The organism is Mycobacterium simulans (assembly GCF_900232995.1).
Lineage (GTDB): Bacteria > Actinomycetota > Actinomycetes > Mycobacteriales > Mycobacteriaceae > Mycobacterium > Mycobacterium simulans.
This window is the reverse complement of the sequence record NZ_OCVX01000003.1, coordinates 2,584,816-2,611,128: the sequence shown is the minus strand read 5'-3', so window position 1 is coordinate 2,611,128 and position 26,313 is coordinate 2,584,816. Positions and strand designations below refer to the sequence as shown.

General features: G+C 65.1%; 21 protein-coding genes and 1 tRNA gene. 14 read left to right on the top strand and 8 right to left on the bottom strand.

What is annotated here, in order from left to right:
* Nucleotides 1-25: 25 nt before the first annotated feature.
* The 5 genes from kdpA (at nucleotide 26) to MSIMFI_RS12620 (ending at nucleotide 8,245) form a co-directional block, all read left to right on the top strand.
* Nucleotides 26-1,696, top strand: coding sequence for a potassium-transporting ATPase subunit KdpA (gene kdpA / locus MSIMFI_RS12640; RefSeq protein WP_191497464.1), 1,671 nt, complete (start codon nucleotides 26-28; stop codon nucleotides 1,694-1,696).
* The gene (gene kdpB, locus MSIMFI_RS12635) at nucleotides 1,696-3,888 is read left to right on the top strand and encodes a potassium-transporting ATPase subunit KdpB (RefSeq protein WP_191497463.1); all 2,193 of its coding nucleotides are present in this window, start codon (nucleotides 1,696-1,698) and stop codon (nucleotides 3,886-3,888) included. Before kdpA ends, kdpB begins: the two co-directional genes overlap by 1 nt.
* Before the next feature lies 1 nt (nucleotide 3,889).
* Nucleotides 3,890-4,825, top strand: a complete 936-nt coding sequence (locus MSIMFI_RS12630; RefSeq protein ID WP_191497462.1) for a potassium-transporting ATPase subunit C — start codon at nucleotides 3,890-3,892, stop codon at nucleotides 4,823-4,825.
* Between the two features lie 163 nt (nucleotides 4,826-4,988).
* Entirely contained in the window at nucleotides 4,989-7,568 is a 2,580-nt protein-coding gene (locus tag MSIMFI_RS12625) for a sensor histidine kinase (RefSeq protein ID WP_191497461.1), read from the top strand.
* Entirely contained in the window at nucleotides 7,565-8,245 is a 681-nt protein-coding gene (locus tag MSIMFI_RS12620) for a response regulator (protein WP_191497460.1), read from the top strand. The genes MSIMFI_RS12625 and MSIMFI_RS12620 overlap by 4 nt, the downstream gene beginning before the upstream one ends.
* Nucleotides 8,246-8,301: 56 nt before the next feature.
* On the opposite strand, the gene MSIMFI_RS12615 is transcribed toward MSIMFI_RS12620, so the two are convergent.
* The 7 genes from MSIMFI_RS12615 to mfd form a co-directional block, all read right to left on the bottom strand.
* Nucleotides 8,302-9,249 (bottom strand): Ppx/GppA phosphatase family protein, encoded by a 948-nt coding sequence (locus tag MSIMFI_RS12615; protein ID WP_191497459.1) that lies wholly within the window; start codon nucleotides 9,247-9,249, stop codon nucleotides 8,302-8,304.
* On the bottom strand, nucleotides 9,240-9,731 hold the full coding sequence (locus MSIMFI_RS12610; RefSeq protein WP_186244337.1) for a DUF501 domain-containing protein: 492 nt from the start codon (nucleotides 9,729-9,731) through the stop codon (nucleotides 9,240-9,242). Before MSIMFI_RS12610 ends, MSIMFI_RS12615 begins: the two co-directional genes overlap by 10 nt.
* Complete coding sequence (locus MSIMFI_RS12605; protein WP_191497458.1) at nucleotides 9,724-10,392, bottom strand: FtsB family cell division protein; 669 nt, start codon at nucleotides 10,390-10,392, stop codon at nucleotides 9,724-9,726. The genes MSIMFI_RS12610 and MSIMFI_RS12605 overlap by 8 nt, the downstream gene beginning before the upstream one ends.
* A gap of 11 nt (nucleotides 10,393-10,403) precedes the next feature.
* On the bottom strand, nucleotides 10,404-11,693 hold the full coding sequence (gene eno / locus MSIMFI_RS12600; protein WP_191497457.1) for a phosphopyruvate hydratase: 1,290 nt from the start codon (nucleotides 11,691-11,693) through the stop codon (nucleotides 10,404-10,406).
* An 80-nt stretch (nucleotides 11,694-11,773) separates the two neighbouring features.
* Complete coding sequence (locus MSIMFI_RS12595; RefSeq protein WP_191497456.1) at nucleotides 11,774-12,505, bottom strand: lytic transglycosylase domain-containing protein; 732 nt, start codon at nucleotides 12,503-12,505, stop codon at nucleotides 11,774-11,776.
* 265 nt (nucleotides 12,506-12,770) lie between these two features.
* Nucleotides 12,771-13,811, bottom strand: a complete 1,041-nt coding sequence (locus MSIMFI_RS12590) for a nucleoside triphosphate pyrophosphohydrolase (protein WP_191497455.1) — start codon at nucleotides 13,809-13,811, stop codon at nucleotides 12,771-12,773.
* Nucleotides 13,812-13,860: 49 nt separating this feature from the next.
* Nucleotides 13,861-17,577, bottom strand: coding sequence for a transcription-repair coupling factor (gene mfd, locus MSIMFI_RS12585; protein ID WP_191497454.1), 3,717 nt, complete (start codon nucleotides 17,575-17,577; stop codon nucleotides 13,861-13,863).
* Between the two features lie 106 nt (nucleotides 17,578-17,683).
* Here mfd and lysA point away from each other — a divergent pair, with 106 nt between their 5' ends.
* Nucleotides 17,684-19,024: a diaminopimelate decarboxylase gene (lysA, locus tag MSIMFI_RS12580; protein ID WP_191497453.1), complete on the top strand. Its 1,341-nt coding sequence runs from the start codon at nucleotides 17,684-17,686 to the stop codon at nucleotides 19,022-19,024.
* 172 nt (nucleotides 19,025-19,196) lie between these two features.
* Here the strand turns inward: lysA and MSIMFI_RS12575 are convergent, their stop codons facing one another.
* Nucleotides 19,197-19,790: a TetR/AcrR family transcriptional regulator gene (locus tag MSIMFI_RS12575; protein WP_186245924.1), complete on the bottom strand. Its 594-nt coding sequence runs from the start codon at nucleotides 19,788-19,790 to the stop codon at nucleotides 19,197-19,199.
* A 335-nt stretch (nucleotides 19,791-20,125) separates the two neighbouring features.
* Between MSIMFI_RS12575 and MSIMFI_RS12570 the strand changes: the two genes are divergently transcribed.
* The 8 genes from MSIMFI_RS12570 to pth all read left to right on the top strand — a co-directional run bounded on the left by MSIMFI_RS12570 (nucleotide 20,126) and on the right by pth (nucleotide 26,262).
* Nucleotides 20,126-20,197, top strand: a tRNA-Gln gene (locus MSIMFI_RS12570).
* Between the two features lie 95 nt (nucleotides 20,198-20,292).
* Nucleotides 20,293-21,756: a bifunctional UDP-N-acetylglucosamine diphosphorylase/glucosamine-1-phosphate N-acetyltransferase GlmU gene (gene glmU / locus MSIMFI_RS12565; protein WP_191497452.1), complete on the top strand. Its 1,464-nt coding sequence runs from the start codon at nucleotides 20,293-20,295 to the stop codon at nucleotides 21,754-21,756.
* 88 nt (nucleotides 21,757-21,844) lie between these two features.
* Nucleotides 21,845-22,825 carry a ribose-phosphate diphosphokinase gene (locus MSIMFI_RS12560; protein WP_191497451.1) on the top strand — a complete coding sequence of 327 codons (981 nt, stop codon included), beginning with the start codon at nucleotides 21,845-21,847 and terminating at the stop codon, nucleotides 22,823-22,825.
* Nucleotides 22,826-23,182 carry an arsenate reductase (glutaredoxin) gene (arsC, locus tag MSIMFI_RS12555; RefSeq protein WP_191497450.1) on the top strand — a complete coding sequence of 119 codons (357 nt, stop codon included), beginning with the start codon at nucleotides 22,826-22,828 and terminating at the stop codon, nucleotides 23,180-23,182.
* Nucleotides 23,179-23,823 (top strand): LpqN/LpqT family lipoprotein, encoded by a 645-nt coding sequence (locus MSIMFI_RS12550; RefSeq protein WP_191497449.1) that lies wholly within the window; start codon nucleotides 23,179-23,181, stop codon nucleotides 23,821-23,823. The genes arsC and MSIMFI_RS12550 overlap by 4 nt, the downstream gene beginning before the upstream one ends.
* Before the next feature lie 19 nt (nucleotides 23,824-23,842).
* The gene (locus MSIMFI_RS12545; protein WP_191497448.1) at nucleotides 23,843-24,712 is read left to right on the top strand and encodes an oxidoreductase; all 870 of its coding nucleotides are present in this window, start codon (nucleotides 23,843-23,845) and stop codon (nucleotides 24,710-24,712) included.
* A gap of 305 nt (nucleotides 24,713-25,017) precedes the next feature.
* A complete protein-coding gene (locus tag MSIMFI_RS12540; RefSeq protein WP_191497447.1) occupies nucleotides 25,018-25,674 on the top strand; it encodes a 50S ribosomal protein L25/general stress protein Ctc in 657 nt (218 codons plus the stop codon).
* Between the two features lie 12 nt (nucleotides 25,675-25,686).
* Nucleotides 25,687-26,262 (top strand): aminoacyl-tRNA hydrolase, encoded by a 576-nt coding sequence (gene pth / locus MSIMFI_RS12535; protein WP_191497446.1) that lies wholly within the window; start codon nucleotides 25,687-25,689, stop codon nucleotides 26,260-26,262.
* Nucleotides 26,263-26,313: the final 51 nt, after the last annotated feature.

Here is a 26,313-nt window from a genome sequence, read left to right as displayed (position 1 = left end):
CCCTGCTGTTCCCAGAGAGGTTCTAGTGAGCACAACAACAGCGGGGATCATCTTCCTCGCCGTTCTCGTTGCGGCACTTGTGGTGGCGCATGTCCCCCTCGGCGACTACATGTATCGGGTCTATACGTCGGAGAAAGACTTGCGTGTTGAGTCGGTGATCTATCGGCTGATCGGTGTTGATGCGCGCTCGCAGCAGACGTGGGGCGCCTATGCCCGCAGCCTGTTGGCGTTCTCGTCGATCGGCATACTGTTCCTGTTCGTGTTCCAGCTTGTGCAGGGCAAGTTGCCGTTGCATCTGCATGATCCCGCAACGCAAATGACCCCTGGGCTGGCATGGAACACCGCGGTCAGCTTCGTCACCAACACCAACTGGCAGGCCTACCCCGGCGAATCAACGCAGGGCCATCTGGTGCAGATGGGCGGGCTGGCGGTGCAGAACTTCGTTTCGGCGGCCGCCGGCATGGCGGTGGCGGTCGCGCTTGTGCGCGGGTTTGCCCGAACACGCACCGCCAATCTGGGCAATTTCTGGGTTGATCTTGTTCGCGGCACGCTGCGCATCCTGTTGCCGATTGCCGTCGTCGGCGCGATCCTGCTGGTCGCAGGAGGGGCCATCCAGAACTTTCACCTGCACGACCAGGTGGTCACCACGCTTGGCGGCACGCGGCAGACGCTCACCGGCGGTCCGGTGGCCAGCCAGGAGGCGATCAAGGAACTCGGCACCAACGGCGGCGGGTTCTACAACGCGAACTCCGCACACCCGTTTGAGAACCCGACCACGTGGACCAACTGGTTGGAGATCTTCCTGATCGCGGTGATCGGCTTCTCGCTCCCCCGCACTTTCGGTCGCATGGTGGGCAGCAAGAAGCAGGGCTATGCGATTGCATCTGTCATGGCGACGCTGGCACTGATCAGCTTCAGCGTGACGATGTGGATGCAGCTGCAGCACCACGGCACCGTACCCACCGCGGTCAACGGGGCGATGGAGGGCGTCGAACAGCGGTTCGGTGTTGCCGACTCGGCCGTGTTCGCCGTGACGACCACACTGACCTCATGCGGTGCCGTCAACTCGTTCCATGACTCCTACACCAGCCTCGGCGGCATGATGCCGATGTTCAACATGCAGCTCGGCGAGGTGGCTCCCGGCGGCACCGGCTCTGGCCTGTACGGCATGCTGATCCTTGCGGTGATCACCGTCTTCGTCGCCGGACTGATGGTCGGACGCACTCCGGAATACCTCGGCAAGAAGATCAATCCCCGCGAAATCAAGCTCGCCGCAAGCTATTTCCTAGTCACGCCGTTGATCGTGCTGACCGGCACCGCGATCGCGATGGCGCTGCCGGGACAGCGCGCGGGGATGCTGAACATCGGTCCACACGGACTATCCGAGGTGCTCTACGCGTTCACCTCCGCGGCCAACAACAACGGGTCGGCGTTCGCCGGACTCAGCGCGAACACCAACTGGTACAACACCGCCCTCGGGCTGGCCATGGTCTTCGGCCGATTCCTGCCAATCATCCTCGTGCTTGCCCTGGCCGGGTCACTGGCCAAGCAGGGCCAAACGCCGGAATCGGTGGGCACCCTGCCCACCCATCGGCCACAGTTCGTCGGCATGGTCGCGGGCGTCACGCTGATTCTGGTCGCTCTCACCTTCCTGCCCATGCTCGCGCTCGGACCTCTCGCCGAAGGAATCCACTGATGACCGCGACCACCATCGATTCCGCGGCGGAAAGGCGGCGCAACAGTTCCGGGGGTTTGGCAAGGGGTTTGGCAAGCACGAAACGGGTACAGGGCGGCCTGCTCGATCCGAAAATGCTGTGGAAGTCGACACCGCATGCGCTGCGCAAACTCGACCCGCGCACGCTATGGCGCAGCCCGGTGATGTTCATCGTCGAAATCGGCGCCGCCTGGGCCACCGCGTTGGCGATCATCAACCCGACGTGGTTCGCATGGTTGATCGTGGTCTGGCTGTGGCTAACCGTGCTGTTCGCCAATCTCGCGGAAGCGGTAGCCGAGGGACGCGGCAAGGCCCAGGCCGAAACGCTGCGCAAAGCGAAAACCCAGACCACGGCACGGCGCCTCAAGAACTGGAAACCCGGCGCATCGGCAGTGGAGGAGCAAGTCGCTGCTCCACAGCTACAGCGGGGCGACATCGTGGTGGTCGAGGCCGGACAGGTAATACCGGGTGACGGCGACGTGCTGGAAGGCATTGCCTCAGTGGATGAATCAGCGATCACCGGTGAGTCTGCGCCGGTGATCCGCGAGTCCGGTGGTGACCGCTCAGCGGTCACCGGCGGCACCACCGTGCTGAGCGACCGGATCGTCGTGCAAATCACCCAGAAGCCGGGGGAAAGCTTCATCGATCGGATGATCGCTCTCGTTGAAGGCGCCAATCGGCAGAAAACACCGAACGAGATCGCGCTGAACATCCTGCTGGCCGCGTTGACGATCATCTTCGTCTTCGCCGTCGCGACCCTGCAACCGCTTGCGATCTATTCCAAGATGAATAGTCCGGGCGTCCCAGACACCCAGGCGCTCAACACAAATGGTGTCACCGGAATCGTCATGGTGTCGCTGCTGGTGTGCCTGATCCCCACGACGATCGGCGCGCTCCTGTCGGCAATCGGTATCGCCGGGATGGACCGGCTGGTGCAGCGCAATGTGCTCGCGATGTCCGGGCGCGCGGGGGAGGCTGCCGGCGACGTGAACACGCTGCTGCTCGACAAGACGGGCACCATCACCCTGGGCAACCGGCAGGCCGCCGCGTTCATCCCCCTCGACGGAGTCTCCCCTGAGCAGCTGGCCGATGCCGCGCAGTTGTCCAGCCTCGCCGACGAAACACCGGAAGGACGCTCGGTAGTCGTATTCGCCAAACAGCACTTTGGGCTGCGCGCCCGCACATCGGGCGAACTCGCACAGGCCCAATGGGTTTCGTTTTCCGCGGCGACGCGAATGTCGGGAGTTGACCTCGACGGGGTCGACGGGCACCAGCTGCGCAAGGGCGCGGCCAGCTCGGTCGCGGAATGGGTTCGCGCCCAAGGCGGCAAGGTTCCCACCCAACTCGGCGAGATCGTCGACGGCATCGCTGCCGGCGGTGGCACCCCACTCGTCGTCGGAGAATGCGGTGTCGGCAAGGCCGGCCAAAAGGCAAGGGTGCTCGGAGTCATCCACCTCAAGGACGTCGTCAAACAGGGCATGCGCGAGCGGTTCGACGAAATGCGGCGGATGGGCATTCGGACCGTAATGATTACCGGCGATAACCCGTTGACCGCCAAGGCGATTGCCGACGAGGCCGGTGTCGACGACTTCCTCGCCGAAGCCACGCCCGAGGACAAGCTCGCGCTGATCAAGCGTGAGCAGGAAGGCGGCAAACTCGTCGCGATGACCGGCGACGGCACCAACGACGCGCCGGCCTTGGCTCAGGCCGATGTGGGCGTGGCGATGAACACGGGCACGTCGGCCGCCAAAGAGGCCGGAAACATGGTCGACCTCGACTCCGATCCGACCAAGCTGATCGAAATCGTCGAGATCGGTAAGCAGCTGCTGATCACCCGCGGTGCGCTGACCACATTCTCGATCGCCAACGACATCGCCAAGTACTTCGCGATCATCCCGGCGATGTTCGTCGCACTGTTCCCCGGGCTGGATCTGATCAACATCATGCGGCTGCACAGCCCGCAGTCGGCGATCCTGTCGGCGGTGATCTTCAACGCGGTCGTCATCGTCGCGCTGATTCCACTCTCTCTGCGCGGCGTGCGCTACACACCGAGCAGCGCCTCAAAACTGTTGAGCCGCAACCTCTGCATCTACGGTCTCGGCGGGATTGTCGCCCCGTTCGTCGGGATCAAGCTGATCGACCTCATCGTCCAATTCGTCCCCGGGATGTCCTGACATGAAGTTCTCCAATTTCGTCCGCATGCACTGGGCGGCCTTCCGCGCGCTGCTAGTGCTAACCGTGATCACCGGTCTCGCCTATCCGCTGTTCATCTGGCTGGTGGCCCAGGTTCCGGGCCTGCACGACAAGGCCGAAGGGTCACTTCTCACCGTCAACGGCACGCCGGTCGGTAGCCGGCTGATCGGTCAGTTGTTTACCGATAAGGACGGCAACCCGCTGCCGCAGTATTTCCAGAGCCGCCCGTCGGCCGCCGGCGCCGGCTACGACCCGCTGTCGACGAGCGCGAGCAACCTTGGTCCGGAAAGCATCGTCGACACCCCCGCCGATCCGTCGCAACTGGCGGCCGGCAAGTCCGCGCCGGACGCGGGCTTCAAGGCGAGCCTGCTGACCGAGGTGTGCTCGCGTAGTGCCGCGGTGGCCAGGCTGGAGGGTGTCGATGGGTCGCGTCCGTTCTGCACGGGTGGCGGCGTGGGCGCGGTGCTGTCGGTAATTGGCCCGCGCGACGCCCGCGGAAGCGTCGTCCACCCCACGCGGGTGGTCAGCGTCAACGAGCCATGCCAGACGACGCCCCAGCTGAGAAATGTGCCGTTCCTGACCACTTACCGGGGCGTGCGGGTCGAGTGCGCCAAATATGGCGAGGACTACTCGAGCGGCCAGATCGTGCCGATCCGCGGTGCTGCTCCCGCCAACCCGGCGGTGCCCGCCGACGCGGTCACCGCCAGCGGCAGCGGCCTTGACCCACATATCTCCGTGGCCTACGCCGACCTTCAGGTCGCCCGGGTCGCCAAAGCCCGCGGCATCAGCTCCGATCAGGTGCGCGCTGTAGTCCGAGAAAGCCAGGACGGACGGGTGCTCGGATTCATGGGCGAGGCGCGGGTCAATGTTTTGCAGGTCAACCTCGAGTTGGACCGCAAGTACCCGATTAACGGCTAGCCGTGGCGGTTTGGTCAGCTCGGGCGACCCCTCTGACAGAGTCGAAGCACTCGATACTGGGGCCGACGACTGCCGCGGGCTTTCCGCACAACTGCAGCTGTGCTGCAACTTGATCCGAAACTCGACCACACCCTACCCGATCACAACAAGCGCCATCGGAGGGATGATGGATGACGTGAATGCCATCGACCACCGCTCTAAGCACGGCGAGCTGCGCATCTATCTCGGTGCAGCTCCGGGGGTCGGCAAGACGTACGCAATGCTCGGCGAGGCGCACCGGCGATTGGAACGCGGCACCGATGTAGTAGCCGCGGTGGTCGAATCCCACGGACGAGCGAAAACCGCTGAGCTGCTTGAGGGTATCGAGATCGTGCCGCCGCGCTACATCGAGTATCGCGGCGGCAGCTTCCCCGAACTCGACGTGTCTGCCGTCCTCGAACGTCAGCCACAAGTGGTCCTGGTCGACGAGCTGGCCCACACCAACACTCCAGGCAGCAAGAACCACAAGCGGTGGCAGGACGTCGAGGAGCTGCTCGACGCGGGGATCACGGTGATCTCCACCGTCAATATCCAGCACCTGGAGAGCCTCAACGATGTCGTCGCTCAGATCACCGGGATCGAACAGCAAGAGACCATACCGGATTCGATCGTGCGACAGGCGTCTCAGGTTGAACTCATCGACATCACGCCGGAAGCATTGCGACGCAGGCTATCCCACGGCAATGTATACGCGCCGGAACGAATCGACGCGGCGCTATCGAACTACTTCCGCCGCGGAAACCTCACCGCCCTAAGGGAATTAGCACTGCTATGGCTGGCGGACCAGGTGGACACCGCCCTGGCCAAGTACCGCGCGGAGAACAAGATCACCGACATGTGGGAAGCCCGCGAGCGTGTCGTGGTGGCCGTCACCGGTGGCCCGGAGTCGGAGACGTTGATACGACGAGCATCGCGGATCGCGTCGAAGTCCAGCGCCGAACTCATGGTGGTGCATGTGTTGCGCGGTGACGGACTGGCCGGTCTGTCCGAGACCCGCATGAGCAAGATTCGCGGGCTGGCGAGCAGCCTCGATGCTTCCCTGCACACCGTCGTCGGTGACGACGTACCCGACGCCCTTTTGGATTTCGCTCGTGAGATCAACGCCACCCAGCTGGTGATTGGGACATCCCGTCGGTCTCGATGGGCTCGGATCTTCGAGGAGAGCATCGGTTCGACCATCGTGGAGCGCTCCGGCAAGATCGACGTGCACATCGTCACCCACGACGAAGCCAAACGTGGCCTTCGCGCGGCGCCCCTCTCGCCTCGCGAGCGACGGGTGGCGTCGTGGCTGGCGGCCTTTGTGGTTCCGTCGGCCGTGTGCGCCCTCACGGTCACCGTGCTGGACCCCTATCTGGACACCGGCGGCGAGAGCGCGTTGTTCTTTGTCAGCGTTCTGCTGGTGGGCCTGCTCGGAGGTGTTGCCCCGGCAGCACTTTCGGCGCTGCTGTCCGGCGTGCTGCTGAACTATTTCCTGATAACTCCGCGGCACAGCTTCACCATTGCCGAGCCCAGCAGCGCCGTAACCGAGTTGGTACTGCTGCTGATCGCGGTCGCGGTCGCGGTCCTTGTCGACGGCGCCGCCAAACGTGCCCGGGAAGCGAGGCTTGCCTCCCAGGAGGCCGAACTGCTGACGCTGTTCGCGGGATCGGTGCTGCGCGGAGCCGACCTCGAGACACTGCTGGAGCGGGTGCGCGAGACGTACTCCCAGCGCGCGGTCAGCATGCTGCGTGAACACACCGGCAGCGGGGACGTCATCGCGTCAGTCGGCAAAGATCCCTGTACCACAGTCGATTCCGCTGACACCGCTATCGAGGTCGGTGACGACGAGTTCTGGATGCTGCTGGCTGGCAGGAAGCTTTCGGCGCGTGACCGCCGGGTGCTCGGTGCGGTGGCGAAGCAAGCCGCAGGTCTGGTGAGACAGCGAGAGCTCATCGAAGAGGCCAGCCGGGCCGAAGCGATCCTGCACGCCGACGAGCTGCGGCGTTCGCTGCTCTCCGCGGTCAGCCATGACCTGCGGACCCCGCTGGCAGCGGCCAAGGTCGCGGTGTCCAGCTTGCGCGCCGAGGACATCGACTTCTCCCCCGACGACACCGCCGAATTGCTGGCCACCATCGAGGAGTCCATCGACCAGCTCACCGCCCTAGTCGGAAACCTACTCGACTCGTCGCGACTGGCCGCTGGCGTAATCCGCCCGGACGTGCGCCGGGTGTACCTGGAGGAGACGGTGCAACGCGCGTTGGTCAGCATTGGCAAGGGCGCCACCGGCTTCTACCGATCGGCGATCGACCGCGTCAAGGTCGACGTCGGTGACGCGGTGGTGATGGCCGACGCCGGGTTGCTCGAACGGGTTCTCGCCAACCTGATCGACAATGCATTGCGATACGCGCCCAACTGCGTGGTCCGCGTCAACGCGGGACGCGTCGGCGACCGCGTGCTGATCAACGTCATCGACGAGGGCCCCGGGATACCGCACGGCGCCGAAGATCAGCTGTTTGAGGCCTTTCAACGGTTGGGCGATCACGACAACACCACCGGTGTGGGCCTGGGAATGTCGGTGGCGCGCGGCTTCGTCGAAGCAATGGGCGGCACGATTGCCGCGGGCGATACCCCGGGAGGCGGGCTTACCGTCGTTGTTGATCTCGCCGCACCCCACGAGTTGGAGGTACCGCCACCCGCTTGCGGGGGAGAGGAGCGGCGCGAATGACCAGGGTTTTGGTGATCGACGACGAGCCGCACATCCTGCGTGCGCTACGAATCAACCTGTCGGTGCGTGGCTACGAAGTCATCACCGCCTCCACCGGTGCCGGCGCGCTACGCGCCGCCGCCGAGCACCCGCCCGACGTCGTGATCCTCGACCTCGGCCTGCCCGACATATCGGGGATCGACGTCCTGGCCGGCTTGCGCGGCTGGCTGACCGCGCCGGTTATCGTGTTGTCGGCACGCACCGATTCGTCGGACAAAGTACAGGCGCTGGACGCGGGTGCCGACGACTATGTCACAAAGCCGTTTGGTATGGACGAGTTCCTGGCCCGGCTGCGCGCCGCGGTGCGCCGCAACACCGCAACCTCCGAGTTCGACCAGCCGGTTATCGAAACCTCCTCGTTCACCGTCGATCTGGCCGCCAAGAAGGTCACGAAAGATGGTGCCGAGGTGCATCTCACCCCGACCGAATGGGGCATGCTCGAGGTGCTGGTTCGCAACCGGGGCAAGCTGGTCGGCCGCGAGGAGCTGCTCAAGGAAGTCTGGGGGCCAGCCTATGCCACCGAAACTCATTACCTGCGTGTGTATCTGGCGCAGCTGCGACGCAAACTCGAGGATGACCCGTCGCACCCCAAGCACCTGTTGACCGAGTCAGGTATGGGCTACCGGTTCGAGGCGTGAATCACATCAGCCACACTGGTCTCTGCTCGGGCGGACACGTGTGCGGCGGATGTGACTCAATCGGCGATCGACAGCACGATCCCGTCCAGGATGTCGTGTTCGCTGACGGTCAGCTCGTTGATTCCGGCCCGGGTGTACAACTCGCGTGCCAATTCCTCGACCACGATCGCACCGCCGCCAATCACGTCGGCCCGGCCCTCGTGCATCGGTGGCAACGCGGCCCGCTCGGAACGCGTCATGCCGATCAGCCGGTCGCAGACCGCCAGCAGGTCGCTGCCCGCGACTCGCGAAAGATGAATGGCCGCAGCGTTATACACCGTCATATTGTGGGCGAGCGCGGACAGCGTGGTCATCGTGCCCGCCAGCCCGACCCAGGTCCGGGCCCGCTCGACGGGAACCACGCGCAGCGCGGCCTCGAGCTTCTCACCGACCACCTGCCGCGCTGCCGCCACTTCGCCCGGTGTCGGCGGGTCGGAATGCAAACAACGTTCGGTCAACCGGACACAGCCGATATCGGCCGAATAGCTGGCTACTACCTCCCTGCCGCCCAGCACGATCTCGGTCGAGCCACCACCCAAGTCAACAACCACGAAAGGTCCACGCGCACTATCTAATTCGCTGACTGCTCCGCGAAAGGACAGCGCGGCCTCCTCAGCGCCGCTGATCACCTCCGCCACCGAGCCGGGGATCACCGCGCCCAGCACATCGGCCGTCATCGCAAAGAACACATCGCGGTTGCCGACATCGCGGGCGGCCGACGTGGCCACCATCCGCACCCGTTCGACCCTGTGAGCCTTCAGCAGCTCGGTGTAGTCGGCCAATGCGTCGCGGGTTCGGGCAATCGCCTCGGGCGCGAACTGACCCGTTGCGTCGACCCCCTGGCCCAGCCGCACGATGCGAGTTTCGCGATGCACGTCACATAGTTGCTCGCCTGCCGCATCGGCGATCAACAACCGAATCGAGTTGGTACCGCAGTCAATCGCGGCGACCCGCCTTACGCCCATTCGTCAGCCACCAACGTCGCGGCCATTTCCGGCTCGGCGGCCAACAGCGCCAACGCCTCGTCGCCAAGTGGGTTCACCCCGGGGCCTTTGGCCAGTGAATGCGCGATCAGCACGTGCAGGCACTTGACCCGGTCGGGCATGCCGCCGGCGGATACTGTAGTCCCCAGCGGCTCGATTGCGTCACGCTCAGCCAGATACGACTCGTGCGCTCCCCGGTACGCGGCGGCCAGCTCTGGCTCGCGGCGCAGCCGCTCGGTCATCTCGCGCATCAGGCCGGTCGTCTCCAATCTGCTTGCGGCCGAGGTCAACACCGGATGAGTCAGGTAGTACAACGTCGGAAACGGTGTGCCGTCAGGAAGTTTCGGCGCCGTCTTGACCACTCCGGGTTCTCCGTTGGGACACCGGTAGGCGATCTCAAGCACACCGCGCGGCTCACGGCCGAGCTGGCGCGCAACCGTTTCCAGGTCGGCAGGATCAACCACCGGGCGCCGTCGGGTTGGGCGAGGCCGGCGGCACCGGACCGGAAGGGCCGGCATCCGGTTCGGGCGGCGGCGCTGCTGGTGGCAGGTGTGGTTTGTCGGCGATCGTGTGCCACAGCGAGGTATACCAGGGTTCATTCTTGGCAGGCGTCGCCGATTCGGCACCTGGCTCCGGGGTCGCCGCCGCGGTTGGCGGCAGCTGGACCTGAAACGGTATATCTCCGGGCTTCACGAAGCCGAGGCGCTCGCGGGCTTGGGCCGCAACATATGCCGGGTCGGCCAGCTGGCTCTTGCGCTGCTCAAGGTCGGCGATTTGGCGGCGCAACGCGGCTTCGGTCGCTGACAGCTGCTCCATTTCGGTGTGCTGCGCGAAGTAGGTACGTACTGGCCCGGCGATGGTCAGCGTCAACACGCAGATAACCGCGGCAAGGACCGCGGCTCGTCGAGCGGTGAACCCCAGCCGCTGGTCAGACCGCTGCTCGACCGATTCGGTGAACGATCGCTTGATGGGTTCGACGACATGCTCATGCAGCGTGCGCGTGGTGTTACGGTTCGCGTGCGGCGCAGGAGACGGTTTGGCGATTCGACGGCCCCGACCCGAGTCGCCGGCTTTCCCCGGGCGCGAGGCCGGAGAGCGTCGCTTCGGATCGGGCTTGGCGGCCAATATATTTCAACCTATTTTGAGTCCACCGCGTAACGCGGGAATGCCAGATCGCCGGCGTACCGTGCCGCGTCGCCCAGCACCTCTTCGATGCGCAGCAACTGGTTGTATTTGGCGACACGTTCACTGCGCGCGGGTGCGCCCGTCTTGATTTGTCCGCTACCCACTGCCACCGCCAGGTCCGCGATGATGGTGTCCTCCGTCTCGCCGCTGCGGTGGCTCATCATTGTGCGGTATCCGCTGTGGTGAGCCAGCGCGACCGCGTCTAGTGTCTCGGTCAGCGTCCCGATCTGGTTTACCTTGACCAGCAACGCGTTTGCGACGCCGCGCTCGATCCCCTCCTCGAGGCGCTCGGGATTGGTCACGAAGATGTCGTCGCCGACGATTTGCACCCGGTCACCGATCCCTGCCGTCAATGCCGCCCAGCCGTCCCAATCGTCTTCGGACAGCGGGTCTTCGATGGACACCAGCGGGTAGGAACCGAGCAGTCCGGCGTAGAACTCAGTCATTTCCTCGGCGGTGCGGGTCGCCCCCTCGAAGGTGTAACCGGTGCCATCGGTGTAGAACTCGGTGGCCGCCGCGTCGAGGGCTAACGCAACCTCGACCCCGGGTTTGAAGCCCGCCGACTCAATGGCCCGGCTGATCAGATCCAGCGCTGCGGTGGTGCCGGCCACGTCTGGGGCGAAGCCGCCTTCATCGCCCAGACCCGTGGAGAGACCCTGCTTCTTCAGGACCGACTTGAGCGCGTGGTACACCTCGGCGCCCCAGCGCAGCGCCTCGCCAAAGCTGGGCGCGCCGATTGGCGCCACCATGAACTCCTGGATGTCGACCGCGGTGTCGGCGTGTGCGCCGCCGTTGAGGATGTTCATCATCGGCACCGGCAGAATGTGGGCGTTGGGCCCGCCGACATAGCGGAACAGCGGCAGCTCGGCCGAATCCGCGGCCGCCTTGGCCACTGCAAGCGAGACACCCAGGATCGCGTTGCCGCCGAGCCGGGACTTGTCGGGGGTGCCGTCGAGGTCTACTAGCGCCTGGTCGACCAATCGCTGATCGTCGGCGCTGAGCCCGATAACAGCGGGGCCGATCTCATCAAGGACAGCGTGCACGGCTTTCTGTACACCCTTGCCGCCGTAACGGTCGCCGCCATCGCGCAATTCGACGGCCTCGTGCTCGCCGGTTGATGCGCCCGAAGGCACCGCAGCGCGAGCGAATGTTCCATCGGATAGCGCCACCTCGACCTCGACCGTGGGGTTGCCGCGCGAATCGAGGATCTCGCGGGCCCCGACCTGCTCGATAATCGGCACTGGGTTCTCCTTTGCGTTCTGGCTCTCTTGGCGGTCTCCGACGACCTTTAGCGTAAAGCCCGGATCAGCGCTCTATCCTTCTACAGCGGATGACCCGCCGCGTAAGCGGTCGCCCAGTCGCGTACCGCCCGCGCATAAACACCGGAGTTGTTGTAGGCCCGCAATGCGGTGATCCACCCTCTGGGTGTCGCGAGATCTTTTCCGCGCCAACACAAGTAACCCGCCGCCGACAACGCGGCATCGTCGATGTTGTCCGGGCTGGCGATGCCATCGTTGTTGGCATCGACCCCGTACAGCCGCCAGGTCTCGGAGATGAACTGCATGGGTCCCATCGCACGCTCGACTCCGGCGTCGCCGTCCATGCCACCTTGGTCGCTGTCGACGATCCGCAGGGTGCCGCCGGTGCCATCCAGGCGAACACCGCGAATGGGAGGTGTCACATCTCCGTTCGGCGCGATTGTCGCCCCCCGGTACGTGCCGTGGTGGCTCTCCACCTGCCCGATGCCAGCCAGCGTGGTCCATGCGATGTGGCACTTCGGGTTCTCGACCTCGGCGACGCGGGCGGCGTAAGCGTATGCCTCCAGCGCTATTACCGGAATTTCCAACGCCGCAGAGCGCTTCTCCGCCCACTCACGCAGCTGGTCCGCGGGACGCCCACTGGCGTGGGTATCCACCGGCGGCACCGGGTCGCCGGGCGGCGGCGGCACGCCTTCCGGGATAAAGAGACTGAGCTGCCAGGTACAACTAGACGCCAGTAGCATCGCGGTCGCCCCTATCACGGCGGCCGCGCGCAACCAGCGTCTCGGCGACACAGTTCTCCCTATGGTCTCCCTGTTGGGGCCTCATCCCTGCTTCGGTCATGATCATCGTCCCATGAGTTTGCCGACTCGCCCGTCGCATCAGTCACTGAGCACACATCCATATCACCGATCTCCGCTGAAGAATGATTAGCTACCAGCGAATTTGGCAATCTCGATTTTCGGTTTAGTTGGTGGCAAACGTGTATTTCGCAAACTTATCGATGATCGCTTGCTGTGGAAAATCTCTGATTCGTCGCAAACATCACGGGCCAGCGATTTAGCGCCGGCCCTTACGCTTCTTGGCGCCGCGGGACCCTTTGGGAACCTCATCGGCGTCGCCCGCTGCTACGGATCCTTCTTCCACCGGCGCCGGATCCGCACCGGACGGCCAGTGGACGAGCCACTCCTCCTCGGTAATGACGCCCAACGGAGTTACATCGAGTTCCTCGGCAACGGTGTCGCCACGGCGCGCGCCGGCTATTGCTTTCTCGGCACAGCGGACGTTGTTCACAAAGTCCAAAACTGCTGCGCGCAAATTGTTTTCCGCATCCACATCAGCCGACACCAAGATCGAGGTGATCTCGTCGGGGATCAGATCAGCGGGCAGCCCGGCCTTTTGGACACGCTGAATGACCTTTTGCGCCAAGGCCAATGCCGGCTGCCCGGTGGGAACGTCGTCCAGCACCGAGTTACGTGACTTCCGCGACTTTTCCGAAGCCTTGGCTTCCTCCCACTGAGCCAACTGGTCTTCTAACGAAATCGATTCGCCCGCAAGCACTCCCGGTACTCGATTGCCGAGCTTTCGGATCAGCGTGTCGGCAACATCATCGATGGTGAACGGCAGCAGCGCAGCATCCTCGGCGATGCGCGCGTGGAAGAGCACCTGCAGCAGTACGTCGCCGAGTTCTTCGCGCAGCTGCTCAACATTGCCGCTGTGCACCGCATCCAACAGTTCGTAGGTCTCCTCGAGCAGGTAGCGGCGCAACGAGTCGTGGGTCTGTTCACTTTCCCACGGTCCGTTGGTGCGGAGTTTGTCCATCATCGCGACGGCGTCGACCAGTCGCTCACCACGCTGTCGATCGGGTGCCGAGATGAGCCGGGCTCCGGCGGCCAAGCGAGCGACCACGGCGGGGTGGTTGGGGTCAGATGACAGCAACACCGGGGCGTCGTCGCCGGTATGCACGGGATGGGCGTCGGGCAGTGACCAGGGGACGGCGACCGGCATCTCCTCGGTGTATTGCACCTGGCCGCTGAGCAACTCGATGGCGTCGACAGGGATCAGCGACGGGCGGCGGGGGTCGACCAGGACGACAATCATGAGCGCCGCTCCTTCTCATCACTTCGTTCTGCATCGTCGCCGGCGCGAATCATCGCGCTTGTCGCTCCTTACCTGGCGTGCCGCGGCCCTCACGTTCGCCGGATGGGTTCGTTATACCAACATCTTGCTGCGGTTTCCCTGCCAGTGCCGTCACCAAGTCGGCCACCATCTGGATCAACTCGACGTCACGGATCCGCGGCGCACCAATCCCGCCGGCCCGCGGAATGGGTACCTGAACCGTGTTCGTCGTCGCCCGGTAGCTGGCTCCCGGATACATCCGCGCCAGGCGCACCTGGGCGGAGTCGGGCAACGTCAGCGGCGACAGTCGCACCGTCGCCGCCGACGACGCCGTCACCTCGGTGATGCCGGAGTCGCGGCACGGCAGCCGTAGCCGCGCCACCGCGACCAGCCGTCGGGCTGGCTCGGGCAGAGCGCCGTAGCGGTCGGTCAGCTCTTCCACAACGGCCGCGACCTCGCTATCCGAACCGGCCGCCGCCAGTCGCCGATAACCCTCCAGCCGGAGTCGATCGCTGGCGATGTAGTCCGGAGGCAGATGTGCGTCAACGGGCAGATCGATCCGCACGTCCTTGGGTTCCTCGGCAGTGGTCACCATCTTGCCGTCCGCGGCGGCGCGATAGGCCTCGACCGCCTCGCCCACCAACCGCACGTACAGGTCGAATCCAACCCCGGCGACGTGCCCGGACTGCTCAACGCCGAGCACATTGCCGGCACCGCGGATCTCCAGGTCCTTCAGCGCCACCGCCATGCCCGCACCCAGCTCGTTGTTTTGCGCGATGGTCGCCAACCGGTCGTAGGCCGTCTCGGTCAGCGGCGTGTGCGGTGGATAGAGGAAGTAGGCGTAGCCACGCTCGCGGCTGCGGCCAACCCGGCCGCGCAGCTGGTGCAGCTGCGATAGGCCGAAGGTATCGGCGCGCTCGACGATGAGGGTGTTGGCGTTGGAGATGTCGAGGCCGGTTTCCACGATCGTCGTGCAGACGAGGATGTCGTACTCGCGGTTCCAGAATCCCTGCACGGTGCGTTCCAGCAGGTCCTCGGGCATCTGCCCGTGGGCGACGACCACCCGCGCTTCGGGCACCAGGTCACGCACCCGGGCGGCGGCCCGGTCGATGGAGCTGACCCGGTTATGCACGTAGAAGGCCTGCCCCTCGCGCAGCAGCTCGCGCCGCAATGCGGCCGCGACCTGCTTGTCGTCGTGCGGGCCGACGTAGGTAAGCACCGGGTAGCGCTCTTCGGGCGGGGTCAGGATCGTCGACATCTCGCGGATCCCCGCCAGGCTCATTTCCAAGGTGCGCGGGATTGGGGTGGCGCTCATGGTCAGAACGTCGACGTGAGTGCGCAGCGACTTGATGTGCTCCTTGTGTTCGACGCCGAATCGCTGCTCCTCGTCGACCACGACCAGACCTAGGTCCTTCCAGCGCACTCCGGTCTGCAGCAGCCGATGCGTCCCGATCACGACGTCTACCGAGCCGTCGGCGAGCCCATCGATCACCGCGCGGGACTCGGCGGCGTCGGTAAACCGCGACAATCCCTTGACGACCACGGGGAAGCCGGCCATCCGCCCGCTGAACGTCTGCAGATGCTGGTCGGCCAACAGCGTGGTGGGCACCAGCACCGCGACCTGTTTGCCGTCCTGAACCGCCTTGAACGCCGCCCGCACCGCGATCTCGGTCTTGCCGTAGCCGACATCGCCGCAGATCACCCTGTCCATCGGCACCGGCTTTTCCATGTCGCCCTTGACCTCGGTGATCGCCGTGAGCTGGTCGACGGTCTCGGTGAAGGCGAACGCGTCCTCCATCTCGGCCTGCCACGGGGTGTCCGGTCCGAACGCGTGGCCGGCGCTGGCCTGCCGCTTTGCGTACAGCGACACCAGCTCGCCGGCGATCTCCCTGACCGCGCGGCGCGCCTTGGTCTTGGTGTTGGCCCAGTCGCTGCCGCCAAGCCGGCTCAGCGCGGGCGCCTGCCCGCCGACATAGCGCGACAGCTGATCCAGCGAATCCATCGGGACATACAGCTTGTCTGTGTTTTTTTCACCGCCGCCCCTTTTCGCCGATGCGTATTCCAGCACCAGGTATTCGCGGCGCGCGCCGCCGACTGTGCGTTCGACCATCTCCACGAACCGCCCGATGCCGTGCTGATCGTGCACCACCAGGTCACCCGCGGTGAGCGCCAGCGGATCGACGGTGTTGCGCCGCTTGGCGGCAAGCCGCTTGCCTTCGGCCGCGGCGGCCCGGCTGCCGGTCAGATCGGTTTCGGTGATTACGACCAGGTTGGCGCCGGGAACGATCACGCCGTCATGCAGCGGACCCTTGAGCACCCCCACTATCCCTTTTTTGAGCCCTGCTTGGGCTGCCGCCCCGGGTTCCAGCATCGCGGCCGGAGTGTCGGATTCGGCCAGCCGCTCGACCACTCGATGCGCAGTCCCTGCGCCAGGTGCGACTATCGCGGCGTACCCGCCGGTCGCGACATGGGCCCGCAGCATCGCAAAGATGGCTTCAACATCGCCGAAGGCGCTCTGCCGCCCGCGCGCCGACGGCGCCGCCCGAATGTCGAGTTCGAGCGCCGACTCGTCGGACAGCTGGCTCAACGTCCACCAGGGATGACCGGCCCGGCCGGCCGCGGCCTGAACCTCGTCGACTTCGGCGAATCCGGATCCGCCGAGCTGCGCGATGTCGATGGGAGCTTGATTTTCCAGAGTCCCCAACGCTGCCACCGACCACGACGCCTCCAGGAACTCGCGGCCGGTCTTGATCAGGTCGGCGGCCCGAGTACGTACTTTTTCGGGATCGCACACCAACACCGGTGTGCCGTCGGCCAGCTGGTCGGTCAGCAGCGTGTGAGCCCCTCTTTCCGGGGGATGCAGCACCGAAACCAAAGCCTCCATGCCGTCGACCGGAATCCCCTCGGCAAGCTTGGCGAGCATGTCGGTAACTGTGCCGGTGACAGCGTTCTCGGCAGGGGGATACTGCGCGGCCAACGCACCGGCGCGCTTCCGCACGTCGTCGGTAAGCAACAGCTCGCGGCACGCGACCGCGACCAGCGCGTCGACATCGATCTCCGCGATGGAGCGCTGATCGGCGACCGAGAACATCCGTATCTCGGTGATCTCGTCACCCCAGAACTCGACCCGCACCGGATGCTCGGCGGTCGGGGCGAAGATATCGAGAATCCCGCCCCGGACGGCGAATTCGCCCCGCCGGCCGACCATGTCCACACGGGTGTACGCCAACTCGACCAGCCGGGTTACCACATCCTCGAAGGGCGTTTCGTCGCCAACGGCGAGCGTCAGCGGTTCCACCAGTCCCAGCTGCGGCGTCATCGGTTGCAACAGTGAGCGCACCGCGGTCACCACCACCCGCAACGGCGGGCCCAGCCGCGCGTCGTCAGGATGGGCCAGCCGGCGCAGCACAATTAGACGGCTACCGACGGTGTCAACACCGGGCGAGAGCCGCTCGTGTGGCAAGGTCTCCCAGGACGGGAACATCGCGACCGCGTCACCAAAGACACCCCGCAGCTCAGCCGTCAGGTCGTCGGCTTCGCGACCCGTGGGGGTGACCACCAGCAACGGGCCCTGCTGAGCCAGCGCACTGGCGACGAACAGCCGCGAGCTGGCGGGGCCGACGAGCCTCAAGTCGTCGGGTCGATCGGAGGCGCGCTCGATGAGTTGGGAGAATGTCGGCGCGGTCAACGCCAATTCGACGAGCCCCGCGATCGGGGTATCTGGGCTAGCAGGCCCCGGTGCGGTCATGATGCCGCCATTCTAGGGTGCAAGAGTTCGTCAATATTGACCCCGGCGTCGTCAAGAGGTCGTAAGGAAATCGGCAACCGACTCAGGCCCGGCGCAGGTTGGAAGCATGACATTGCTGGACATGCTGCCCTCCCTCAGCAAGGCCGCCCCACTGCGGTTCGACCCCGCGATCTGGCCGCTGACTACTTCCTCCGATGAGGACGGACGGCTCTGCATCGGCGGCGTGCCACTCACCGATATCGCCGACGAGTTCGGCACCCCGGCCTACGTGATCGACGAATCCGATTTCCGACGCCGCGCTCGCCACTATCGCAAGACGTTGCGCGATGTCGAGGTCGTCTACGCCGGCAAGTCGCTGCTGACTACGGCTGTGGCGCGCTGGGCGCGAGAGGAAGGACTCGGCGTCGATGTCTGCTCACCCGGCGAACTCGCTGTCGCGCTGGCCGGTGGCGTGGACCCGGCCCGCATCGTCATGCACGGCAATGCGAAATCGCCCGACGATCTCCGCGACGCGGTCGCCCTCGGGGTGGGGCGCATCGTGGTGGACTCCGACATCGAGGTTGCCTACCTCGCCGGCCTAGCCCGTCGGCGGCAGCGGGTGCTGCTGCGGATAACCCCCGACGTCGATATCCAAGGCCACCGCGCGGTCACCACCGGTATCAGCGACCAGAAATTCGGCTTTACGCTCGCCGGTGACCATGCGGCCGACGCGGTAAAGCACGTGCTGGCCCACCCCATCCTCGACCTGATCGGTCTGCACTGCCATATCGGCTCGCTGGTTGCCGACCCGGCTCTGTATGGCGAGGCGATTCGTCGGATGATCGCCGCCATGGCCGACGTCCGTTCGCACCACGGCGTCATCCTCACCGAACTCAACATCGGCGGCGGCCATGCCGTGCCATACATCCGCGGTGATGCCGAGCTCAAGCTCGCCGAACTGGCCGACGTCATCGAGAACGCGCTCGACGAGGCCTGCGCCGCCGAACGCTTTCCCCGGCCTGCCGTCGTGGTCGAACCCGGTCGCGGGATCAGCGCGCGGGCCGGCGTCACGCTGTACCGCGTCTGTTCGGTAAAGACGCGAGCCAATGGCCGCACCTTCATCGCGGTCGATGGCGGAATGAGCGACAACCCGCGAGTCGCGCTGTACGGCGCGCAATACACGGTCGCATTGGCCAACCGGCATGCCCTCGGGGTGAAGCGGACCGTCACCGTTGCCGGTCGGCATTGTGAAGCCGGCGACGAGATCGCCCGGGACATCGAGCTACCCGCCGACATCCATCCTGGCGACCTCCTGGCCGTAGCCTGCACCGGTTCCTACCACCACAGCATGGCGTCGAACTACAACATGGTCGGCCGGCCACCAGTGGTTGCGGTCAAGCACGGCAGAATCCGCGAACTGGTCCGCCGCGAAACGGTTGCCGACCTGCTGTCACGCGACTGCGGTTAACCCCGTCGCGATCGCCAGCGCGGCGTAGCCGGGCGCAGCGGGTCGCGACCGTCAGCACCCGTCGATCGCCAGCGCGGCGTAGCCGGGCGCAGCGGGTCGCGACCATCAGCACCCGTCGCGATCGCCAGCGCGGCGTACCCGGGCGCAGCGGGTCGCGACCATCAGCACCCGTCTACTCATCCTGCAGGTGCGGATCGGCTTCCAGGTGCGTCAGGCCGTTCCAGACCAGGTTGACCAGGTGCGCGGCGACCACTTCCTTCTTGGGCTCCCGCGCGTCGAGCCACCACTGGGCCGTCATCGACACCGAGCCCACCAACGCCTGGGCATACAACGGGGCCAGCTCCGGATCCAGACCACGCCGGGCGAAGTCTCCCGCGAGGATGGAGGCGACCTGGCTGACGGCATCGTTGAGCAGGCTGGAATAGGTGCCCGAGCTGATCGAGGCCGGTGAGTCGCGGATCATAATGCGAAAACCGTCGGTGCGTTCTTCGACGTAGGTCAACAACGCCAGCGCAACACGCTCGACGCGCACCCGGGACCGGTTATTGGTCAGCGACGACGTGATGCCGTCCAGCAGCGCCGACATCTCCCGGTCAACCACCACGGCGTACAGGCCTTCCTTACCGCCGAAATGCTCGTAGACGACCGGTTTGGACACGTTGGCGCGCTGCGCGATCTCTTCGATCGAGGTTCCGTCGTATCCGCGTTCGGCAAACAACGAGCGCGCGATGCCAATGAGTTGGTGGCGGCGTTCGCTACCGGTCATCCTGGCGCGCGGTGCACGCACTTCTTTGTCCGGGGCTGCCATGCTGATCAGGGTATCCGGCTCGAGTGTGAACTGGCGGCTTCGACTGGGTAGCTAGGGAGGCCAGCTCGCCAATTTCCCGCCCTACATGCACACTCAACGCCACTACTGCACGCTCAATGCCTCGACTCGACCAAATCGTCCGCCTCCTCCTCCGGCCGCAAGCGGCCGGCATCGTCGGCAGACTCGACCAAATCGTCCGCCTCCTCCTCCGGCCGCAAGCGGCCGGCATCGTCGGCAGACTAAAGTCACGTGGGCATGGCTTATGGTGCTCGAAGAGCGCCGCTGGTGTGCAATCCGTCGTGGTGTAATCGGCAGCACCTCTGATTTTGGTTCAGATAGTTCAGGTTCGAGTCCTGGCGACGGAGCTTCGCTCTTTGCCGCGAGCGTGCGTGAAATGACACGCTTGACGGCGTGTCGATGGTCAGACACGCACGCTCGCGAGCCGAGAATTAGGAGAGCTATGACGTCTCGTGGTGACACTGCGGTCCTGGTTCTAGCAGCTGGACCCGGCACCCGGATGCGGTCAGACACCCCGAAAGTGCTGCATACCCTCGGCGGGCGCAGCATGCTGTCGCACTCCCTGCATGCGATGACCAAACTCGCACCGCAGCATCTCGTCGTGGTTCTCGGTCACGGCCATCAGCGCATCGCCCCGCTGGTGGCCGAGCTGGCCGAGTCCCTTGGACGCACCATCGATGTCGCGATGCAGGACCAGCCGCTGGGCACCGGGCACGCGGTGTTGTGTGGGCTGTCCGCCCTGCCCGACGATTACGCGGGCACCGTCGTCGTCGCCTCGGGCGACACCCCGCTGCTGGACGCCGACACCCTGGCCGATCTGATCGCCACCCACAGCGCGGTGTCCGCCGCGGTAACCGTGCTGACCACGACGCTGAGCGATCCGCACGGTTACGGCCGCATCCTGCGAACCCAGGACAACGAAGTGATGGCGATCGTGGAGCAGACCGACGCGACGCCGTCGCAACGCGAGATCCGGGAGGTCAACGCCGGCGTCTATGCCTTCGACATCGGCGCACTGCGCTCGGCGCTAGGCCGGCTGACCTCCAACAACGCGCAGCAAGAGCTCTATCTCACCGACGTCATTTCGATCCTGCGCCGCGACGGCCAGACCGTCCACGCTCGCCACGTCGACGACAGCGCCCTGGTGGCCGGCGTCAACAACCGCGTCCAGCTGGCCGAGCTGGGCGCCGAACTCAACCGCCGGATTGTGGCCGCCCACCAGTTGGCCGGTGTCACAATCGTCGATCCCGCGACCACCTGGATCGACGTTGACGTGACGATTGGTCGCGACACCGTCATCCACCCGGGCACCCAGCTGCTCGGCCGCACCCAGATCGGCGGTCATTGTGTCGTCGGCCCGGACACCACCCTGAGCGACGTCACCGTCGACGACAACGCCTCAGTGGTCCGCACCCACGGCGCATCGTCCTTGATCGGTGCCGGCGCCACCGTTGGCCCCTTCACATACCTGCGTCCCGGAACCGTGCTCGGAGCCGACGGCAAGCTCGGCACTTTCGTCGAGACCAAGAACTCCACTATCGGCGCAGGGACCAAGGTGCCGCACCTGACCTACGTCGGCGACGCCGATATCGGCGAGCACAGCAATATCGGCGCATCCAGCGTCTTCGTCAACTACGACGGGGAGACCAAGCGGCGCACCACCATCGGTTCGCACGTACGCACCGGCTCGGACACCATGTTCGTCGCACCGGTGACCGTCGGCGACGGCGCCTACACCGGCGCCGGCACGGTGGTTCGCGAGGATGTCCCACCCGGGGCACTAGCGGTGTCGGCTGGTCCGCAACGCAACATCGAAGACTGGGTGCAGCGTAAGCGGCCAGGGTCCGCGGCCGCTCAGGCAGCCGAGCGCGCGAACCAAAACCCCGAACCAGAACAGATACCGTGATTTTGTTTTCCGGTAACCCGGCTACGATGAGACCTGCTTTTCCCAATATCAATCTCTATTTCGATCCCGATACGGCGAGGGCAGCGCGTTGAGCCACGACTGGACCGATAATCGCAAAAACCTGATGCTCTTCAGCGGCCGCGCGCATCCTGAGCTGGCCGAACAGGTAGCCAAAGAACTCGACGTCCACGTCACCACGCAGGATGCGCGGGAGTTCGCCAACGGCGAGATCTTCGTGCGCTTCCACGAATCGGTGCGCGGATGCGACGCGTTCGTCCTGCAATCCTGCCCGGCGCCAGTGAATACCTGGCTGATGGAACAGCTGATCATGATCGACGCGCTCAAGCGCGGCAGCGCCAAGCGGATCACCGCCGTCATGCCGTTCTACCCGTACGCCAGGCAAGACAAGAAACATCGTGGCCGCGAACCGATCTCCGCACGACTGGTGGCCGACCTGCTCAAGACCGCGGGCGCCGACAGGATCGTGACCGTCGACCTGCACACCGATCAGATCCAGGGGTTCTTCGACGGGCCCGTCGACCACATGCGCGGACAGAACCTGCTGACCGGCTACATCAGGGACAACTACCCCGACGGCAACATGGTCGTGGTCTCCCCCGACTCCGGCCGGGTCCGCATCGCCGAGAAGTGGGCCGACGCTTTGGGTGGCGTTCCGCTGGCTTTCATCCACAAGACGCGTGACCCGCGCGTGCCTAACCAGGTGGTGTCCAACCGTGTGGTCGGCGAAGTGGCGGGGCGTACCTGCGTGCTGATCGACGACATGATCGACACCGGTGGCACCATCGCCGGCGCGGTACAGCTACTGCGGGACGACGGCGCTTCCGACGTAATCATCGCCGCGACCCACGGCGTGCTGTCCGACCCGGCCGCCGAGCGGCTGGCCGCGTGCGGTGCCCGCGAGGTGATCGTCACCAACACGCTCCCGATTGGCGAAGAGAAGCGTTTCCCACAACTCACGGTTTTGTCCATCGCGCCGCTGCTGGCCAGCACTATTCGCGCAGTCTTCGAAAACGGCTCGGTCACAGGACTATTCGACGGAGACGCGTAGATGGCAACCGCTCCAAACCATGCCGTCATCTACCACAACCCCAAATGCAGCACCTCCCGCAAGACGCTGGACTTGTTGCGGGACAACGGTTTCGAGCCAACCATCGTTCAGTATCTGAAAACGCCACCGTCCCGCGACGAACTGGTGCGCATGATCCGCGACGCCGGCATCGACGTCCGCACTGCGGTGCGCAAGCGTGAACCGTTGTATGCCGAACTCAACTTGGCCGACGCAACGGACGACGAGCTGCTCGACGCCATGGCCCAACACCCGATCCTGATCGAGCGGCCATTTGTCGTCACATCGAAGGGGATCCGGCTGGCTCGGCCGATTGACGCGGTCCGCGAGATTCTGTGAGACCCTTCGGCATCGCAGTCGCGGCTGCCGCGCTCACGGTTTCGGCAATTGGTTGCGCACCGAAAACCCCTGACTACCAGTCGATCTGGGCAACAAGTACGACAACGAGCGCCGCGCCGACGACGACAGGCCGCCCTGTCCCGCTGTCGAAGTACCTGGAGAGCAACGGTGTCGCTGGCGAGCCGGTAGCGCCGAACACGTTGACCGATTTGACCGTGTCAATCCCGACACCGCCGGGCTGGGCGCCGCACGGCGATCCGAAGGACACACCCAACGCGGTGATGCTCGCCAAGGGCGACAAGTATCCGGCGGCCATGCTGGTGGTGTTCAAACTGCGTGGGGATTTCGATCCCGCCGAAGCGATCAAGCACGCCAACGCCGATCTCCCCCAGGACTTCAATCAGTTGGACGCCTCGACGGCAAACTTCAACGGCTTTCCCTCCTCGATGGTCCAGGGAAGTTATGACCTCAAGGGCGCACGGATGCATAGCTACAATCGGATCGTCTTCCCCACCGGCTCGCCTCCGGCAAACCAGCGATACCTGGTTCAGTTGACGATCACCAGCCTGGCCAGCGAGGCGGTCACCCAAAGTAACGACATTGAGGCGATCATCCGTGGATTTGTTGTCGCCGCAAAGTAGCTCACTAGGCTAAGCAGCTATGACTGACTGGACCGCCGCAGATCTACCGTCGTTCGCCGGGCGCACTGTCATCGTTACCGGAGCCAACAGCGGGCTGGGCGCGGTGACAGCGCGAGAGTTGGGTCGCAACGGCGCCAGGATCGTCATGGCCGTCCGCAACACCGAGAAGGGTGCGGCCGCAGCGCACCAGATGGGCGGCCATGTCGAGGTGCGTCAACTCGACCTGCAGGATTTGTCGTCGGTGCGGCGATTCGCCGACGGCGTGGACAAAGCCGACATCCTGATCAATAACGCCGGCATCATGGCCAGCCCGTACTCGCTGACCGTCGACGGGTTCGAAAGCCAAATCGGCACCAATCATCTCGGCCACTTCGCGCTGACCAACCTGTTACTGCCCAAGCTCAGCGATCGCGTTGTCACGGTGTCCTCGATGGCGCACTGGCCGGGGCGGATCAACTTCGACGATCTCAACTGGAAGACCCGGCGGTATTCGCCGTGGCGGGCCTACAGCCAGTCGAAGCTGGCGAACCTGTTGTTCACCAGCGAGCTGCAGCGGCGCCTCGATACGGTCGGTTCGCCGCTGCGCGCGCTGGCAGCTCATCCCGGCTATTCGCATACCAACCTGCAGGGTGCGTCCGGGCGCAAGCTTGGGGACGCGATCATGTCGGTGGCCACCCGAGTAGTGGCCACCGACGCCGACTTCGGCGCTCGCCAGACCTTGTACGCGGTGTCACAAGATTTGCCTGGCGACACTTACGTCGGCCCGCGATTCGGCTATGTCGGCCCCACCCAACCGGTCGGGCGCAGCCGGGCCGCTCAGAGCGCGACTACTGCGGCCGCGCTCTGGGAAATGTCGGAGCAACTCACCGGCACCAAATTTCCACTCTGAGCTGCGTTCGTCACATCTGCCTCATAAGTCGCTGTCCAAGCCGACACCCTTTTGCCCACCTATGTGCGACAGCGCCCAGATCAACCGAAGTCGCTGTGACGTGGGCAATTTGAGCATCGCCCCTAAAGAGAGACCTATGAGGCTAATGTGACAGCTGGTGCCGAATTTCCCCTCCACGACACGCATGCGCTAACCTGACCGGGCGTCACGGCGAGGGTGGCTGGCAGTCTAGCCAGCACCGTTATCGACGGAGACCGACGGACTGTCGTGATCCTGGCCGTGCACTTACACACAGGAGCGACAACATGGCTAAAACTGCGGTCAACCAGCTGAGCGCCACCGTGCGTACCCAAACCGGTAAGGGCGCGTCGCGGCGGGCCCGGCGCGACGGCAAGATTCCCGCCGTTCTCTACGGCCACGGCGCAGATCCGCAGCACCTAGAACTGCCCGGGCACGACTTTGCGGCCGTGCTCCGCCACTCGGGCACCAACGCCGTGCTGACCCTGGACATCGCCGGCAAAGAACAGCTGGCGCTAACCAAGGCGCTCGATATCCACCCGATCCGTCGCACCATTCAGCACGCCGACCTGCTGGTCGTGCGTCGCGGTGAGAAGGTAGTCGTCGAGGTCACCGTCGTCGTCGAGGGCGAGGCGGGACCCGACACCCTCGTCACCCAGGACACCAATGCGATCGAGATCGAGGCTGAGGCCCTGTCGATTCCCGAGCAGTTGACCGTGTCGATCGAGGGCGCGGGACCGGGCACCCAGTTCACTGCCGGACAGATCCCCCTGCCGGCCGGCGTCAACCTGATCTCGGATCCGGACATGCTGGTGGTCAACGTGGTCCAAGCGCCGACTGCAGCCGACCTTGAAGAAGCGGCCGCCCCCGAAGAAGGCGAGGCTGCAGAGGAAGCGGCCCCCGAAGAAGCCGGCGAAGCCGAGGCCCCGGCCGAGTCCGAGTAGGCGGTTCGGTATATGGCCGAACCGCTATTGGTGGTCGGCCTGGGCAACCCCGGGGAGAATTACGCCCGAACCCGGCACAACCTCGGTTTCGTGGTTGCCGACTTGCTTGCTGCGCGGCTGGGCTCGAAATTCAAGGCGCACAAGCGGTCTGGCGCAGAAGTCGTCACGGGCCGATTAGCGGGACGCTCCATCGTGTTGGCCAAGCCGCGCTGCTATATGAACGAGTCAGGCCGCCAGGTGGGACCGCTTGCGAAGTTCTACTCCGTCGCCCCGACCGACATCATCGTCATCCACGACGAGCTCGACCTTGACTTCGGTCGCGTCCGGCTCAAGTTCGGTGGCGGCGAAGGTGGCCACAACGGCGTCCGTTCGGTGGCAGCCTCGCTGGGTACCAAGGACTTTCAGCGGGTGCGCATCGGGATCGGTCGTCCACCGGGCCGCAAAGACCCGGCAGCGTTCGTGCTGGAAAACTTCACGTCGGCGGAGCGCGTGGAAGTCCCGACGATCTGCGAGCAGGCCGCCGACGCCACCGAGATACTCATCGAACTCGGGCTCGAGCCCGCGCAAAATCGCGTGCACGCCTGGTAAAGGCTCGGCGAGCAGACGCAAAATTCCCTCTCGACAGGCATGTCGAGGGGA

Excerpts from the sequence above, each read along its gene's own strand:
- MSIMFI_RS12545 (WP_191497448.1), top strand. The coding sequence starts at position 23,843 with ATGACTGACTGGACCGCCGCAGATCTACCGTCGTTCGCCGGGCGCACT.
- kdpB (WP_191497463.1), top strand. The coding sequence starts at position 1,696 with ATGACCGCGACCACCATCGATTCCGCGGCGGAAAGGCGGCGCAACAGT.
- MSIMFI_RS12540 (WP_191497447.1), top strand. The coding sequence starts at position 25,018 with ATGGCTAAAACTGCGGTCAACCAGCTGAGCGCCACCGTGCGTACCCAA.
- lysA (WP_191497453.1), top strand. The coding sequence starts at position 17,684 with ATGACATTGCTGGACATGCTGCCCTCCCTCAGCAAGGCCGCCCCACTG.
- MSIMFI_RS12615 (WP_191497459.1), bottom strand. The coding sequence starts at position 9,249 with ATGGGCGTAAGGCGGGTCGCCGCGATTGACTGCGGTACCAACTCGATT.
- MSIMFI_RS12630 (WP_191497462.1), top strand. The coding sequence starts at position 3,890 with ATGAAGTTCTCCAATTTCGTCCGCATGCACTGGGCGGCCTTCCGCGCG.
- MSIMFI_RS12590 (WP_191497455.1), bottom strand. The coding sequence starts at position 13,811 with ATGATTGTCGTCCTGGTCGACCCCCGCCGCCCGTCGCTGATCCCTGTC.
- arsC (WP_191497450.1), top strand. The coding sequence starts at position 22,826 with ATGGCAACCGCTCCAAACCATGCCGTCATCTACCACAACCCCAAATGC.
- glmU (WP_191497452.1), top strand. The coding sequence starts at position 20,293 with ATGACGTCTCGTGGTGACACTGCGGTCCTGGTTCTAGCAGCTGGACCC.
- mfd (WP_191497454.1), bottom strand. The coding sequence starts at position 17,577 with ATGACCGCACCGGGGCCTGCTAGCCCAGATACCCCGATCGCGGGGCTC.
- MSIMFI_RS12620 (WP_191497460.1), top strand. The coding sequence starts at position 7,565 with ATGACCAGGGTTTTGGTGATCGACGACGAGCCGCACATCCTGCGTGCG.
- pth (WP_191497446.1), top strand. The coding sequence starts at position 25,687 with ATGGCCGAACCGCTATTGGTGGTCGGCCTGGGCAACCCCGGGGAGAAT.
- MSIMFI_RS12625 (WP_191497461.1), top strand. The coding sequence starts at position 4,989 with ATGATGGATGACGTGAATGCCATCGACCACCGCTCTAAGCACGGCGAG.
- MSIMFI_RS12575 (WP_186245924.1), bottom strand. The coding sequence starts at position 19,790 with ATGACCGGTAGCGAACGCCGCCACCAACTCATTGGCATCGCGCGCTCG.